Source organism: Pseudomonas sp. SWRI179, from assembly GCF_014268705.1.
In the GTDB taxonomy this organism is placed as follows: domain Bacteria; phylum Pseudomonadota; class Gammaproteobacteria; order Pseudomonadales; family Pseudomonadaceae; genus Aquipseudomonas; species Aquipseudomonas zanjanensis.
The window spans coordinates 1-14,960 of sequence record NZ_JABWRA010000013.1 but is presented as its reverse complement, the minus strand read 5'-3'; the positions used below and the strand labels follow the sequence as shown (position 1 = coordinate 14,960).

Annotated in this window: 11 protein-coding genes; 2 read left to right on the top strand and 9 right to left on the bottom strand. The window is 62.5% G+C overall.

Features of this window, described 5'->3' with window-relative positions; genetic code table 11:
• Window positions 1–1,809, bottom strand: coding sequence for a copper resistance system multicopper oxidase (locus HU767_RS09700; RefSeq protein WP_186729407.1), 1,809 nt, complete (start codon window positions 1,807–1,809; stop codon window positions 1–3).
• A 460-nt stretch (window positions 1,810–2,269) separates the two neighbouring features.
• Between HU767_RS09700 and nadA the strand changes: the two genes are divergently transcribed.
• Window positions 2,270–3,328, top strand: coding sequence for a quinolinate synthase NadA (gene nadA / locus HU767_RS09695; protein WP_003205010.1), 1,059 nt, complete (start codon window positions 2,270–2,272; stop codon window positions 3,326–3,328).
• A gap of 180 nt (window positions 3,329–3,508) precedes the next feature.
• On the opposite strand, the gene HU767_RS09690 is transcribed toward nadA, so the two are convergent.
• From HU767_RS09690 to HU767_RS09655, 8 genes are all read right to left on the bottom strand, one after another.
• A complete protein-coding gene (locus tag HU767_RS09690) occupies window positions 3,509–3,997 on the bottom strand; it encodes an RDD family protein (RefSeq protein WP_186706344.1) in 489 nt (162 codons plus the stop codon).
• Window positions 3,998–4,090: 93 nt separating this feature from the next.
• Window positions 4,091–4,303 carry a cold shock domain-containing protein gene (locus HU767_RS09685; RefSeq protein WP_003175786.1) on the bottom strand — a complete coding sequence of 71 codons (213 nt, stop codon included), beginning with the start codon at window positions 4,301–4,303 and terminating at the stop codon, window positions 4,091–4,093.
• 394 nt (window positions 4,304–4,697) lie between these two features.
• The gene (gene gcvT / locus HU767_RS09680; protein ID WP_186729406.1) at window positions 4,698–5,822 is read right to left on the bottom strand and encodes a glycine cleavage system aminomethyltransferase GcvT; all 1,125 of its coding nucleotides are present in this window, start codon (window positions 5,820–5,822) and stop codon (window positions 4,698–4,700) included.
• A gap of 31 nt (window positions 5,823–5,853) precedes the next feature.
• Complete coding sequence (locus HU767_RS09675; protein WP_186706342.1) at window positions 5,854–7,230, bottom strand: L-serine ammonia-lyase; 1,377 nt, start codon at window positions 7,228–7,230, stop codon at window positions 5,854–5,856.
• A gap of 201 nt (window positions 7,231–7,431) precedes the next feature.
• Window positions 7,432–10,281: an aminomethyl-transferring glycine dehydrogenase gene (gene gcvP, locus HU767_RS09670; protein ID WP_186729405.1), complete on the bottom strand. Its 2,850-nt coding sequence runs from the start codon at window positions 10,279–10,281 to the stop codon at window positions 7,432–7,434.
• 10 nt (window positions 10,282–10,291) lie between these two features.
• Window positions 10,292–10,675, bottom strand: coding sequence for a glycine cleavage system protein GcvH (gcvH, locus tag HU767_RS09665; RefSeq protein ID WP_186706340.1), 384 nt, complete (start codon window positions 10,673–10,675; stop codon window positions 10,292–10,294).
• Between the two features lie 425 nt (window positions 10,676–11,100).
• Window positions 11,101–12,609, bottom strand: a complete 1,509-nt coding sequence (locus HU767_RS09660) for a sigma-54-dependent transcriptional regulator (protein WP_186706339.1) — start codon at window positions 12,607–12,609, stop codon at window positions 11,101–11,103.
• Window positions 12,610–12,826: 217 nt separating this feature from the next.
• Entirely contained in the window at window positions 12,827–13,732 is a 906-nt protein-coding gene (locus tag HU767_RS09655) for a LysR family transcriptional regulator (RefSeq protein ID WP_186706338.1), read from the bottom strand.
• A 113-nt stretch (window positions 13,733–13,845) separates the two neighbouring features.
• Here HU767_RS09655 and HU767_RS09650 point away from each other — a divergent pair, with 113 nt between their 5' ends.
• Window positions 13,846–14,724: an MBL fold metallo-hydrolase gene (locus HU767_RS09650; protein ID WP_186729404.1), complete on the top strand. Its 879-nt coding sequence runs from the start codon at window positions 13,846–13,848 to the stop codon at window positions 14,722–14,724.
• The last annotated feature ends 236 nt before the right edge of the window (window positions 14,725–14,960 follow it).

Genomic DNA, 14,960 nt, shown 5'->3' with positions numbered 1-14,960 from the left:
TCATTCCTGCACCCGAACTTCACGGAACATGCCCATCTCCATGTGATACAGCAGATGGCAGTGATACGCCCAGCGCCCGAGCGCATCGGCGGTGACCCGGTAGCTGCGCCGGGCGCCCGGTGGCACGTCGATGGTGTGCTTGCGGACCATGAACTGGCCGTTCTCATCCTCCAGGTCGCTCCACATGCCATGCAAGTGGATAGGGTGGGTCATCATGGTGTCGTTGATCAGCACGATACGCAGTCGCTCGCCGTACTTGAGCAGCAGCGGTGCGGCGTCGGAGAATTTCACGCCGTTGAACGACCAGGCGAATTTCTCCATGTGCCCGGTCAGGTGCAGCTCGATCGTGCGGCCCGGCTCGCGGCCGTCGGGGTCGGGGAAGGTGCTGCGCAGGTCGGCGTAGGTCAGCACTTTGCGTCCGTTATCGCGCAGCCCCATGCCTGGGTCATCGAGCTTGGGCTTGGCGTCCATGGCCTGCATGTCCACGAGGGGATTGTCTTTCTCGGTGTCGGGGTGCGCGAGCATGCTGTCCATGCCCTGCATGGCACCGTGATCCATGCCGGCCATGTCACCCATGCCCTGCATCTGGCTGTGATCCATGCCTTGCATCGCGCTGTCGTCCATCCCCACCATGCCCTGCATCGAGCCATGGTCCATGCCTTTCATTTCGCCCATGCCGCTGTGGTCCATGCCCGCCATGCCCATGTCGTCCATTGTCACCAAGGGGCGTGGGTCCAGGGGCGGCACCGGCGCCGACAACCCCGCCCTGGCCGCGAGGGTGCCGCGGGCATACCCCGTGCGGTCCATGGACTGAGCGAACAAGGTGTAAGCCTCTTGGGTCGGTTCGACGATGACGTCATAGGTTTCGGCCACGGCGATCCGCAACTCATCGACGCTCACCGGCTTGACGTATTGGCCGTCGGACGCCACCACCGTCATCTTCAAGCCGGGAATGCGCACGTCGAAATAGCTCATGGACGAGCCGTTGATAAAGCGCAGGCGCAGACGTTCGCCAGGCTTGAACAGGCCGGTCCAGTTCATGTCCGGCGCCTGGCCGTTCATGAGGTAGGTGTAGGTGGCGCCGCTGACATCGGCCAGGTCAGTGGGGTTCATCTTCATCTCGGCCCACATCTTGCGATCGGCCACGGTGCTGGCCCAGCCGTTCTTGCCCACATCGTCGATGAAGTCGCCAACGGTGCGTTTGTTGTAGTTGTAGTAGTCCGACTGTTTCTTGAGCTTGCGCAGGAGGGCGCCAGGGTCTTCGTCGGTCCAGTCGGTGAGCATCACCACGTAGTCCCGTTCGTACTGGAAGGGTTCGGGTTCCCTGGCATCAATCACCAGCGGGCCGTAGACCCCCGACTGTTCCTGGAAACCGGAATGGCTGTGGTACCAGTAGGTGCCGTTCTGCCGGACCTTGAACTGATACACGTACATACCGCCGGGCTCGATGCCCTTGAAACTCAGCCCCGGAACGCCGTCCATGTTGGCCGGCAGCAGGATGCCGTGCCAGTGGATGGAGGTGGTGTCCTCCAAGCGATTGCGTACCCGCAGGGTCACGGTGTCGCCTTCACGCCAGCGCAACAGCGGGCCGGGGATGCCACCGTTGATGGTCTGGGCGGTGCGGGGGCTGCCGGTGAAATTGACCGGGCTTTCGCCGATGAACAGGTCGAACTCGGTGCCTGTCAGTACGCTGGGCAGGCCCGAGCCGGTGACTGCCCAGACCGGCGCACGCCACAAGCCCAGGCCGCCGAGGATGCCGCCGGCAGTCAGGCCCTTTACGAAGGTTCGCCGGGAAGTTTTTGTTTGCATGGGATGAAAGTCCGTCCGTCGATTCGCTGCGAACACCGGTTCCCCAGTGTCGCGTTGAAAAGAAGATGACATAAGCCGGCGGAGCGGGTGATTACATTTCAGTCAGCTTGCCCGAGGCGAGCACCGGGGCGCTTTTGTGGCGAGGGAGCTTGCTCCCGCTGGGCCGCGAAGCGGCCCCGAGATCTGCCATCCTATCTGCCAGTCTGTTGTTCCCGGCCCTTTTTGGGGCCGCTTCGCAGCCCAGCGGGAGCAAGCTCCCTCGCCACAGTGGAGCGCATCCGGCTCTGTGGTCGGGCACAGGTCAGAATGATCTTTTGCATCGACGGGATATTCTGTAGCCTTGCCGGCTTCACGCTGTCCCGTGCCTGATTGATACCCACTTTCCCGGCGGTACCCGAGTGGTCCGGAGCCGGGTGTATACTCGACTTTCGCGCTAAACGCGCTTGCAGGTCTTGCGAACATGACGCAAATTTCCGAACGCCTTCTGGTCCAGGCCCACCTCGACGCCAAGCAGCCCAAGCCGCTGACCGCCGAGCAAGAGGCCTGGTACCGCGCCGCCATCGCCGCTGAGCTCAAGGCTCAGGACGCGGTGCTGGTCGCGCACTTCTACTGTGACCCGATCATCCAGGCCCTGGCCGAGGAGACCGGGGGCTGTGTCTCCGATTCCCTGGAAATGGCCCGCTTCGGCAATGCCCATCCGGCCAAGACCGTGGTGGTGGCCGGGGTCAAATTCATGGGCGAGACCGCCAAGATCCTCAACCCCGAAAAGCGCGTGTTGATGCCGACCCTGGAGGCCACCTGCTCCCTGGACCTGGGTTGCCCGGTGGACGAATTCTCGGCGTTCTGCGACCAGCATCCGGAGCGCACCGTGGTGGTTTATGCCAACACCTCGGCGGCGGTCAAGGCCCGTGCCGACTGGGTGGTGACGTCCAGTTGCGCGCTGGAAATCGTCGAAAGCCTGATGGACAACGGCGAGACGATCATCTGGGGCCCGGACAAGCACCTGGGCACCTACATCCAGCGCAAGACCGGCGCCGACATGCTGCTCTGGGACGGCGCCTGTATCGTCCACGAAGAGTTCAAGTCCAAGCAGCTGGAGGACATGAAGGCGTTGTACCCGGACGCCGCGATCCTGGTGCACCCGGAGTCGCCGACCTCGGTGATCGAGCTGGCGGATGCGGTGGGTTCCACCAGTCAGTTGATCGCCGCAGCCCAGACCCTGCCGAACAAAACGCTGATCGTCGCCACCGACCGCGGCATTTTCTACAAGATGCAGCAGTTGTGCCCGGACAAGGTCTTCATCGAGGCCCCTACTGCCGGTAACGGCGCGGCATGCCGCAGTTGCGCACACTGCCCATGGATGGCGATGAATACCCTGGAGCGGACGCTCAAGAGCTTGCAGGAAGGCGCCAACGAGATCTTCGTTGACCCGGCGCTGATCCCCCAGGCGATTCGCCCGCTCAAGCGCATGCTGGACTTCACCCAGGCGGCGCGGATGAAGCTGGCGGGCAATGCCTGAAGCTGAAGAAGATTGCGGGGCTGCGAGATTTTGTGGCGAGGGAGCTTGCTCCCGCTGGGCTGCGTAGCAGCCCCAAACGAGCCACCGCGCGGTTATTCTGTGATACCGCATTGGCTGGATTACGACTGCTGCGCAGCCGAGCGGGAGCAAGCTCCCTCGCCACGGGGATGTAGTGCGTTCCTACTTGGTCTTCTTGGGAATCCGCACCAGCTGCGTATCCGAGTAGATGTCATGCCAGCTGCGCTGGCGCTTGTCGAACAGCGCCCAGATAAAGCCCAGCCCCACCAGCAGCAATGACGCAATCGACACCACGAACCGCAACAGCGCCTGCCACAGGCTGATGGCGGTGCCATCGGCGTTCTGCACACGGATGCACCACACCTGCATGCCCAGGGTCTGGCCGTTGTGGGTCCAGAACTTGGCGAAGAAGCCGAACAGCACGAACAGCAGCACGGTGGACAGCAGCGGATCGCCGTCCAGGGCACCGGCTTCGGTCAGGGCACGCATTTTTTCTTCGCCGATAATCGCCATCTGGATCATCTTGTAGGCACCGCTGGTCACGATCAGCAGCGCCGTGCACAGCAAGAAGTCATAAAACATCGCAGCCAGGCGACGGCCCAGGCCGGCGGGAGGAAAGTCACCTTGAGGGGTGAGCAAGTGTTTCGACATGACGGCCTCGAACAAAAAAGAAGCCATTTTACGGATTTACGCCCATAAAAAAGCCCCTGATATCAATCAGGGGCTTTTTAGTTCGCGAAAGCCTTAGGCTTCGGCTTGAACCTCGTCAGCCTGCATGCCTTTCTGGCCTTGCACGGCAACGAAAGTGACTTTCTGGCCTTCTTTCAGGCTCTTGAAGCCGTTGCCCTGAATGGCACGGAAATGCACGAACAGATCCGGACCGCTTTCAGGTGTGATAAAACCAAAACCCTTCTCGTCATTGAACCACTTGACGGTACCGCTCTGACGTTGAGACATTTTCTTATTTCCTTTGACGCTAAAATTGATGACAGCCTCTTTCACATGAAAGAGTACTGGGGCTGGGTTGCAGGAAAGTAAGAGACGTCGAACGGGATGTAGCGAACTTCATAAGCTACTGCCCAGGTCACGATTCCAAGCGACCCATGCAAACACAGTGACCAAACTCTACGCCAACTTCGAATGAAAAAACAACCCCCCGGAAGGCCCTGTATTTGCTCAGCTTGCCAGCATTTACGCCGCTTGCGGAGCGGGGGTTATTCGATAGGCTAGTTCAATTGTTTGCCCACGTTATAAAGAACGATCACCTCTAAAGATATGCACCTTTTTATGGCGATTGCGTTACACATTAGTGCACGTATAACGCAATCGCGTTACTTATAGAAACAACCAATCAGCCGCGGTAGTAGCGCTGTGGAACGAATGGCATTTTGCTTACAAGCAAAGGCACCTTTTTCCCACGCACGATGGCCCAGACCGGCGTATCCAGCGCTGCATAGGCGCTGTCCAGGTAACCCATCGCCAACGGAGCGCCCAAGGTCGGGCCGAAACCGCCGCTGCACACAGCGCCGATGATCTCACCGGCTTCGTTGACGATCTCTGCGCCTTCGCGCACCGGTGTGCGTTCCTGGGGCAGCAGGCCGACGCGTTTGCGCTTCACGCCGCCCTGTTGTTGGGCGAACACGCTTTCAGCGCCAGGGAAACCGCCAGCGCGAGCGCCGTCGGCACGGCGTACTTTGGAAATCGCCCACAGCAGGCTGGCTTCGATTGGCGTGGTCTCGGTGTTCATGTCGTGGCCGTAGAGGCACAGGCCGGCTTCCAGGCGCAGGGAGTCACGGGCACCGAGGCCGATGGCCGCGACTTCCGGCTCGGCCAGCAGGGCGCGGGCGAGTTTTTCCGCATCGGCGGCGGGCACGGAGATTTCGAAACCGTCTTCACCGGTGTAGCCCGAACGGCTGACAAAGCAGTCCACGCCCAACAGCGTGACGCGCTGGAACTGCATGAAAGTCATTTTCGCCACGTCCGGTGCCAGGCGGGCGAGCACGTTGACGGCGGCCGGGCCTTGCAGGGCGAGCAGGGCACGGGTTTCGAACAGCGGCTCGATGCTGCACTGGTCGCCGATTTTCCCTTGCAGGTGAGCCAGGTCCTGATCCTTGCAGGCGGCGTTGACCACCAGGAAGAGTTCGTCATTGCCCAGGTTGGCGACCATCAGGTCGTCGAGGATGCCGCCGTTGTCGTTGGTGAACATGGCGTAGCGCTGCATGCCCACCGGCAGGTCGATGATGTCCACCGGCACCAGGGTTTCCAGGGCCTTGGCAGCACCTGCGCCGGTCAGGTGGATCTGGCCCATGTGGGACACGTCGAACAACCCGGCCTGATCGCGGGTGTGCTGGTGTTCCTTCATCACGCCCAATGGGTACTGCACCGGCATGTCGTAGCCGGCGAACGGTACCATGCGGGCGCCGAGTTCGAGGTGCAGGGCGTGCAGCGGGGTTTTCAACAGTTGTTCGGTGGACATATCAACTCCTGGAAAATGAAAATGACGCGCGTCAGCATTCGATGATGTTGACCGCCAGACCGCCGCGGGCGGTCTCCTTGTATTTGCTTTTCATGTCGGCGCCGGTCTGGCGCATGGTGCGGATGACTTTGTCGAGGGAGACGAAGTGATGCCCGTCGCCGCGCATGGCCATGCGCACCGCGTTGATGGCCTTCACCGAACCCATGGCGTTGCGTTCGATGCACGGCACCTGCACCAGGCCGCCGATCGGGTCGCAGGTCAGGCCTAGGTTGTGCTCCATGCCGATCTCGGCGGCGTTTTCCACTTGCTGCACGGTGCCTCCGAGCACTTCGCACAAGGCACCGGCGGCCATGGAACAGGCCACGCCCACTTCACCCTGGCAACCGACTTCGGCGCCGGAGATGGAGGCGTTTTCCTTGTAGAGGATGCCGATGGCGGCGGCGGTCAGCAGGAAGCGCACCACGCCGTCCTCGCTGGCCCCGGGGATGAAGCGCATGTAGTAGTGCAGCACGGCCGGGATGATGCCCGCCGCTCCGTTGGTCGGAGCGGTGACTACGCGCCCGCCATAGGCGTTCTCTTCGTTGACGGCCAAGGCATACAGGTTGACCCAGTCCAACACCGACAGCGGATCGCGCAGGGCGGCTTCGGGGTTCTTGCATAACTGGCGGTGCAACGCCGCGGCCCGGCGCTTGACCTTCAGCCCGCCCGGCAGAATCCCTTCGTTGCGACAGCCCGCCGCCACGCAGTCCTGCATCACCTGCCAGATCTTCAGCAGGCCGGCGCGGGTCTCGGCTTCGGGGCGCCAGGCGCTTTCGTTGGTCAGCATCACCTGGCTGATGGACAGGCCATAGGTGCTGCAATGGCCCAGCAGGTCCTTGGCACTTTTGAACGGGAAGGTCAGGGGCGTGGCGTCTTCGACGATGCGGTCGGCGCCAGCGGCGTCTTCATCGACGACAAAGCCGCCACCGACCGAGTAGTACTCGCGGCTGCGCACTTGCAGCCCGGCGGCATCGAAGGCGCGGAAGATCATGCCGTTGGGGTGAAAGGCCAGCGGCTTGCGGATCATCGCCAAGTGCAGCTTTTCATTGAATTCGATGGAGCGTTCGCCGAGCAGGTTCAGGCGACCGTTGCTGCGGATCTCCTGGAGCCGGGCGTTCACCGTCTCGGTGTCCACGGTGTCGGGGTGCTCGCCCTCCAGGCCCAGCAACACGGCCTTGTCACTGCCGTGGCCCTTGCCGGTGGCTCCGAGCGAGCCATAGAGCTCGACCTTGACGCTGGTAGTGCTTTCAAGCAGATCGTCACGGCGCAGCCCCTCGACAAAACGGGCAGCGGCACGCATCGGGCCGACGGTATGGGAGCTGGAAGGACCGATACCGATCTTGAACAGGTCGAACACGCTTAACGACATGGTGTTTCTCCGGTTTCTTTTTATGAGATCGACGGTTTTTATGAGATTCGCGTAGATCCAATGTGGGAGCGGGCTTGCTCGCGAAGACGGGGTGTCAGCCAAGTAAGTGTCGACTGATACGCCGCCTTCGCGAGCAAGCCCGCTCCCACAAGGGGATAGGCGGTGTTTGTTGAGAGGGCGAGCGGACCCCCCCCTCACAGATCAAGCGTAGCTTTCGATCGACGGGCAGGCGCAGACCAGGTTGCGGTCGCCGAACACGTTGTCGACCCGGCCCACGGGCGGCCAGTACTTGCCTTCGACCAACGACGCCACCGGGTACACCGCCTGTTCGCGGCTGTACGGGTGAGTCCAGTCGCCGACCAGTTCCGCCGCGGTGTGCGGGGCGTTCTTGAGCGGGTTGTCGTCTTTGTCCAGGCTGCCATTTTCCACCGCGCGGATTTCTTCGCGGATGCAGATCATGGCGTCGCAGAAACGGTCCAGCTCTTCCTTGGATTCGCTTTCGGTCGGCTCGATCATCAACGTGCCGGCCACCGGGAACGACATGGTCGGGGCGTGGAAACCGAAGTCGATCAGGCGCTTGGCAACGTCATCGACGCTGATGCCGCTGCTGTCCTTGAGCGGACGCAGGTCGAGGATGCATTCGTGGGCCACCAAACCGTTGCTGCCGGAGTAGAGCACCGGGTAGTGCTCTTCCAGGCGACGGGCGATGTAGTTGGCATTGAGGATCGCCAGTTGCGAGGCGCGCTTGAGGCCGGCGCCGCCCATCATGCGGATGTACATCCAGGTGATTGGCAGGATGCTCGCGCTGCCGAACGGCGCCGCGCACACCGCGCCTTCCTTGCGTTCCATGTTGGCGTGGCCCGGCAGGAACGGCGCCAGGTGGGACTTGACGCCAATCGGGCCGACGCCCGGGCCGCCACCGCCGTGAGGGATGCAGAAGGTCTTGTGCAGGTTCAGGTGCGACACGTCGCCGCCGAACTTGCCCGGGGCGCAGAGGCCGACCATGGCGTTCATGTTGGCGCCGTCGATGTACACCTGGCCGCCGTTGTCATGAATGATGCCGCAGATTTCGCGGATACCTTCTTCAAACACACCGTGGGTGGACGGATAGGTGATCATCAGCGCGGCGAGGTGTTCGCGGTGCTCGACGGCCTTGGCGCGCAGGTCTTCGATGTCGACGTTGCCACGGGCATCGCAGGCGGTCACGACCACGCGCATGCCGGCCATGTTGGCGGTGGCCGGGTTGGTGCCGTGGGCCGAGGAGGGGATCAGGCAGATGTCGCGGCGGTCTTCGCCACGGCTCTGGTGATAGGCGCGGATCGCCAGCAGGCCGGCGTATTCACCCTGGGAACCGGCGTTGGGTTGCAGCGACACCGCGTCATAGCCGGTGGCGGCGCAGAGCATGGCTTCCAGCTCGTCGGTCAGTTGCTGGTAACCAGCGCTCTGCTCGGCCGGGGCGAACGGGTGCAGGGCGCCAAACTCGGCCCAGGTCACCGGGATCATTTCGCTGGCGGCGTTGAGTTTCATGGTGCAGGAACCCAGCGGGATCATGGTGCGATCCAGGGCCAGGTCCTTGTCGGCGAGCTTGCGCAGGTAACGCATCAGCTCGGTTTCGGAGTGGTAGCGGTTGAACACCGGGTGGCTGAGGATCGCCGTTTGGCGCACCAGCTCGGCCGGGATGCGGCTTTGCACGTTGGCGGCCAGTGCGGCGAAGTCTGGCAGGGCCTTGCCGTCGGCCAATAGGTTCCACAGTGCTTCAATGTCAGCCTGGTTGGTGGTCTCGTCCAGGGACAGTCCCAGGCGTTCAGTGTCCACCACGCGCAGGTTGATGCGTTGGGCGCGGGCCTTGTCGTGCAGGACGGCGGTTTGCGCGCCGGTGTGCAGGGTCAAGGTGTCGAAAAAGCTCTCTTGCTCGACGGTCAGGCCCAGCGCGCCCAGGCCCTTGGCAAGGATTGCAGTCAGGTGATGGATGCGGTTGGCAATTTGCACCAGGCCCTTGGGGCCGTGATACACGGCGTACATGCTGGCGATGTTGGCCAGCAGCACTTGGGCGGTGCAGATGTTGCTGGTGGCTTTCTCGCGGCGGATGTGTTGTTCGCGGGTCTGCATCGCCAGGCGCAGGGCCGGCTTGCCGAAACGGTCCACGGAAACGCCGACCAGACGGCCCGGCATGTCGCGCTTGAACGCATCCTTGGTGGAGAAATAGGCCGCGTGCGGGCCGCCGAAGCCCAGCGGCACGCCGAAGCGCTGGGCGCTGCCGATGGCGACGTCGGCGCCGAATTCGCCCGGAGGCGTCAGCAGGGTCAGGGCCAGCAGGTCAGCGGCGACGGCCACCAGGGCGTTGGCGGCGTGGAAGCGTTCAGTCAGTTCGCGGTAGTCGAACAGGTCGCCATTGCTGGCCGGGTATTGCAGCAGGGCGCCGAAGAAACCGCTGACGTCGCTCAGTTCGCGCTCATCGCCCACCACCACGTCGATGCCCAGGGGCTCGGCACGGGTGCGCAGCACGTCGAGGGTTTGCGGGTGGCTATGGACGGAGGCGAAAAAGGCGTTGCTGCCCTTGTTCTTGCTCAGCCGCTTGCAGAAGGTCATGGCTTCGGCGGCGGCGGTGGCTTCGTCCAATAAGGAGGCGTTGGCGATCGGCAGGCCGGTGAGGTCGCTGATCAGGGTCTGGAAGTTCAGCAGTGCTTCGAGACGGCCTTGGGAAATTTCTGGCTGGTACGGAGTGTAGGCGGTGTACCAGGCCGGGTTTTCCAGCAGGTTGCGCAGGATCGGTGCTGGCGTATGGCAGTTGTAGTAGCCCTGGCCGATGTAAGTCTTGAACAGTTGGTTCTTGCCGGCGATGGCCTTGATCGAGGCCAGTGCATCGGCTTCGCTCTGGCCGTCGCCCATGTCCAGCACGCTGGTGCCCTTGATGCTTTCCGGGATGACGCTGGCGCTCAGGGCTTCCAGGGAGTCGTAGCCCAGGCGTTCGAGCATGGCTTGCTCGTCGCCTGCACGCGGGCCGATGTGGCGGGCGATGAATTCGTTGGCGGTGCCGAGATTAACGGTCATGGGGCGCTCCTCAGGCTTCGGCGTTGGCTTTGATCAGGCGATCGTAGGCGTCTTGGTCCAGCAGTTGGTCCACTTCGGCGGCGTTGGCCGGGTTGAAACGGAAAAACCAGCCTTCGCCCATAGGATCTTCGTTGACCAGTTCCGGATTGCTTTCCAGGGCCGGGTTCACTTCGAGCACTTCACCGTCCAATGGCATGTAGACACCGCTGGCGGCTTTCACCGATTCCACGGTGGAGGCTTCGGCACCCTTGTCGTAGCTTTGCAGTTCCGGTAACTGAACATAGACCACATCGCCCAAGGCGTTCTGGGCAAACGCAGTAATACCGACAGTAACGCTGCCGTCGGCTTCGGCGCGCAGCCATTCGTGATCTTCAGTGAAACGCAACTCGCTCATGGAAACTCCTGGGGCCAGATTCGTCTGGTGGACGCGAAGAAAGGCGCGGGGCTTGGCCCGGCCGAATGGTTATACCCATAGCAAGAATGCGGCCAATGTTATTAATGGCTTATATATCAATGGGTTGAGTGGAGATGTCGAGAGGTGGATTGGCTTGGCTGTAGCGAAATCGCTACAGCTGCAGGCCTGGAAAAAATCGTTGTGGGATCAAAGCCTTGCACCATGCAGGTTAGCGCGGCGTGTAGCGATATCGTTCCGCTGTAGCGCTTTCAGTACAGTGGAGGTCGTTTTTGACGCGATTTCGACCACAGCTCAGAACCTCTGTGGGAGCGGGCTTGCTCGCGAAGACGGTGTGCCAGCCAAGTTGATGTTGACTGACACACCGTCTTCGCGAGCAAGCCCGCTCCCACATGAACCGAGTAAAGCTATGGCTTCCCGGAAATACCGTACTTGCGCAACCGATGGGCAATCGCGGTATGTGAGGTCTGCAGGCGGCTGGCCAACTGGCGGGTGGACGGGTAGTTGGCATACAAACTTTCAAGCAGGTGCTTCTCGAAGCTTTCCACAGCCTGTTCCAGGCTCTCGACTTCCACATCACCCTGGCGCGCCACCGAGGTGCCGGCAATGTCGAGGTCGCCGATGTCCACCAGGCTGCTTTCGCAGATGGCGGCGGCGCGGAAGATCACGTTCTGCAATTGCCGCACGTTGCCCGGCCAGCGATTGCCCAACAGTGCCGGATACGTGCCGGGAGCGAGGCGGCAGACCGGGCGCTGGATCTGCGCGCAGGCCTGCTGCATGAAATAACGCGCCAGCAGCAGGATGTCCTGGCCGCGCTCACGCAGCGGCGGCACTTCGACGTTGAGCACGTTCAGGCGATAAAACAGGTCTTCGCGGAACGAGCCTTCGCTGACCATTTTCTCCAGGTTGCGGTGGGTGGCGCTGAGGATCCGTACGTTGACCTTGATTTCCCGGTCGCCGCCCACCCGGCGGAAGCTGCCATCATTCAGGAAACGCAGCAACTTGGCTTGCAGGTACGGCGACATCTCGCCAATTTCATCGAGGAACACCGTGCCTTGGTTCGCCAGCTCCATCAGCCCTGGCTTGCCGCCCCGTTGTGCGCCGGTGAAGGCGCCGGGGGCGTAGCCGAACAGTTCGCTTTCGGCCAGGTTCTCCGGCAGCGCGGCGCAGTTCAGGGCCAGGAACGGCGCGCTGTGTCGGGCGCTGATGGCGTGGCAAGCCCGGGCCACCAGTTCCTTGCCGGTGCCGGTTTCGCCCTGGATCAGCAACGGTGCATCCAGGGCCGCGACGCGCTGGGCCCGGGCCTTGAGGGTGCGGATCGCCGGGGATTCGCCCAGCAGCGCGTCGAAACCTTCGGCGTGATCGTGATGCAGGGCCGACAGGCGCTCGCCGATGCGGTTGGGCTGATAAAGCGTCAGCAGCGCGCCGGCATCGGTGATGGGCGTGGCATCCAGGAGCAAGGTCTGGCCGTTGAGGGTGATTTCTCGAAGCGGCAAGCGGAAACCGTTCTCCAGCAGGGCGCCGAGCAATGCCTCGTCACCGAACAGCTCGGCCACGCTTTCCCCGGCCGGTTCACGCCCGTACAGGGCAATCAGCGCCGGGTTGGCCAGCAACACCTTGCCGGCGCTGTCCAGGGCCAGCACCGGGTCGGTCATGGCGGCCAGCAAGGCATCGAGCTGCAAGTGCCGGCGCTGGCCCGGCAGGATGTCCACCACGGTAACGGCCTGCACGCCGCGCACGCTGAACAACGCCTCGCGCAACTCGTCGAGCACTTGCGGGCTGAGGGTCGGGGCGTCGATGTAGACGTTGGGCGGCACCATCTCCACGGCATCCAGGTTGAGATTGCGCCCACCGAGCAAGGCCAGGACTTCCTGGGTGATGCCGACGCGGTCGATGAAACTGACGTGGATACGCATGGGGCGGTTTAGGGTTCTGGAGTGCGGAGGGTGGCCAGTATGCCTTGGGGCGGGCTGTTGGTGAAATCCCGACGCAGCCTTGAGAGCAACGGTGCCCCCCCTGTGGGAGCGGGCTTGCTCGCGAAGGCGTAGTGTCAGCCAATTAGATGTCGACTGGTACACCGCCTTCGCGAGCAAGCCCGCTCCCACAGGAGATCGGAGGTGAGACGGGTATCGTTTACAACCCCACATCCCACTCAGGCGTCTCAGGAAACTTCAACACCAGAAAATCCAGCAGGCTGCGCAACGCCGACGGCATGTGCTTGCGTGAGGCATACACCGCGTACATGTTCATCCGGCGCGGTTCGGCGTGGCCCAGCAGGCGCACCAGTTCACCGCTCTGGATATGCGGGCCAGCCTGGTAGCTGGGCAGCATCGCCACGCCCGCGCCGGCTATCGTGGCCTGGAGCAAGGTGCTGGCTTCGTTGGCGCTGATATTGCCTTGCACCGGCACCGCGACCGGCTCGCCGTCTTGCTCGAAATGCCACAGGCTCTTGCCAACGTAGGAATGGGTCAGGCAGTTGTGCCGGCTCAGATCTTCCACGCGCAGCGGTGTCGAGTGCTCACGCAGATACCGCGGCGACGCGCAGATCACCGAGCGGCAGACGGTAAGGCGGCGTGCGATCAGGTTCGGGTCCAGGTCGTTGCTCATGCGGATCGCCAGGTCGATGCGTTCATCCACCAGGTTGACGGTGCGGTCGAGCATCTGCAGGTCGACGCTCACCCCTGGGTAGCGCTTGACGTATTCGGCCATGGCGCTCGCCAGTTGGGCCTGGCCGAACGAGGTGCTGGCACTGATGCGCAACATGCCCCGTGGCGCGTCGTCCGGGGTGCCAACAGCGGCTTGCATGTCGCCGGACAACTCCAGCATTTGCCGGCAGCGCGGCAGGATCTCCGTGCCGGCGGCGGTCAGGCTCAGTTTGCGCGTGGTGCGGTGCATCAGCCGGGCACCGACCCAGTCTTCCAGCTCCGCCAGGTAGCGTGACACCACCGGCCGCGACAGGTCCAGGTGCTCGGCCGCTGCTGACTGGCTACCGAGGTCGACCACCGTGACGAACACCCGCATTGCTTGTAGACGATCCATGATTTGCCCGCTTTCAGAAACAAACTATGTCCCAGCATCGCATTTTTTGTAACGAGTCAGGCAACTAAGCTCAGTCTCATCCCCTGACGGGTTTTTGGACAACGGAGCACACCATGACCGGACTTATCCCACTCAAGCGCCTGCTGCTGGCCACCGCCGCCCTGGCCTTCACCGCCCAGGGCTGGGCCGCCGATTTGACTCTCGACGTCTACAACCCCGGTGCGGCGGCGGTTTTTCCAGTGACGTCGGTGTTGGTCAGCGGTGAGAAGGAGGCGATTTTGGTGGACGCCCAGTTCGGCAAGACCCAGGCCGAGCAGGTGGTGGAGAAAATCCGCGCCAGTGGCAAACGGCTGACCACGATCTACATCAGCCATGGCGATCCTGACTACTATTTTGGCTTGGAAACCCTCACCGCCGCGTTCCCTGAGGCCAAGGTGCTGGCGTCGGCGCCGACCGTCGAACACATCAAGCACACCCTGGACGGCAAGCTGAAATATTGGGGGCCGATCCTGAAGACCGATGCACCCACCAAGGCCATCGTGCCCCAGGTGTTGAAGGGCGACAGCCTGACCCTGGAAGGCCAGCGCCTGCAGATCGTCGGCCTCGATGGCCCGCAACCGGACCGCAGTTTCGTCTGGATTCCATCGATCAAGGCGGTGGTTGGCGGTGTCGTGGTGGCCGAGAACATTCATGTGTGGATGGCCGACACCCAGACGCCGAAGTCTCACAAGGATTGGCTGGCGACCCTCGCCACCATTGAAAAACTGCAACCGAGCACGGTGATTCCGGGTCACTACTTGGGCGACAGCGTCCGTTCCCTGGCCCCGGTGCGCTTCACCGCCGGTTACATCAAGGCGTTCGACGAAGAAACCGCCAAGGCCAAGGATTCCGCCGCGCTGATCGCCGCCATGAAACTACGCTATCCGAACTTGGGTGAAGACAGTTCCCTGGAACTCAGTGCCAAGGTGGCGAAAGGCGAGATGAAGTGGTGAGGTATTGAGACAGCGATGAGGCTGGGCTGATGTGCTTTTGTGGCGAGGGAGCTTGCTCCCGCTGGGCTGCGCAGCGGCCCCAATACCAGACAGTGAGTCGTACCTGGCGCTCCGCATGAGCATTTTTGCGACTGCTGCGCAGCCGAGCGGGAGCAAGCTCCCTCGCCACAAGGGCTTCATTTCAAGCCACAAAGGCTCATGTCATTTGGGAAATATTCAAGCAACTGCTTCAGTAG

Bases quoted from the DNA above. Each gene is read 5' to 3' on its own strand.
- HU767_RS09700 (WP_186729407.1), bottom strand. From the start codon at position 1,809: ATGCAAACAAAAACTTCCCGGCGAACCTTCGTAAAGGGCCTGACTGCC.
- nadA (WP_003205010.1), top strand. From the start codon at position 2,270: ATGACGCAAATTTCCGAACGCCTTCTGGTCCAGGCCCACCTCGACGCC.
- HU767_RS09690 (WP_186706344.1), bottom strand. From the start codon at position 3,997: ATGTCGAAACACTTGCTCACCCCTCAAGGTGACTTTCCTCCCGCCGGC.
- HU767_RS09685 (WP_003175786.1), bottom strand. From the start codon at position 4,303: ATGTCTCAACGTCAGAGCGGTACCGTCAAGTGGTTCAATGACGAGAAG.
- gcvT (WP_186729406.1), bottom strand. From the start codon at position 5,822: ATGTCCACCGAACAACTGTTGAAAACCCCGCTGCACGCCCTGCACCTC.
- HU767_RS09675 (WP_186706342.1), bottom strand. From the start codon at position 7,230: ATGTCGTTAAGCGTGTTCGACCTGTTCAAGATCGGTATCGGTCCTTCC.
- gcvP (WP_186729405.1), bottom strand. From the start codon at position 10,281: ATGACCGTTAATCTCGGCACCGCCAACGAATTCATCGCCCGCCACATC.
- gcvH (WP_186706340.1), bottom strand. From the start codon at position 10,675: ATGAGCGAGTTGCGTTTCACTGAAGATCACGAATGGCTGCGCGCCGAA.
- HU767_RS09660 (WP_186706339.1), bottom strand. From the start codon at position 12,609: ATGCGTATCCACGTCAGTTTCATCGACCGCGTCGGCATCACCCAGGAA.
- HU767_RS09655 (WP_186706338.1), bottom strand. From the start codon at position 13,732: ATGGATCGTCTACAAGCAATGCGGGTGTTCGTCACGGTGGTCGACCTC.
- HU767_RS09650 (WP_186729404.1), top strand. From the start codon at position 13,846: ATGACCGGACTTATCCCACTCAAGCGCCTGCTGCTGGCCACCGCCGCC.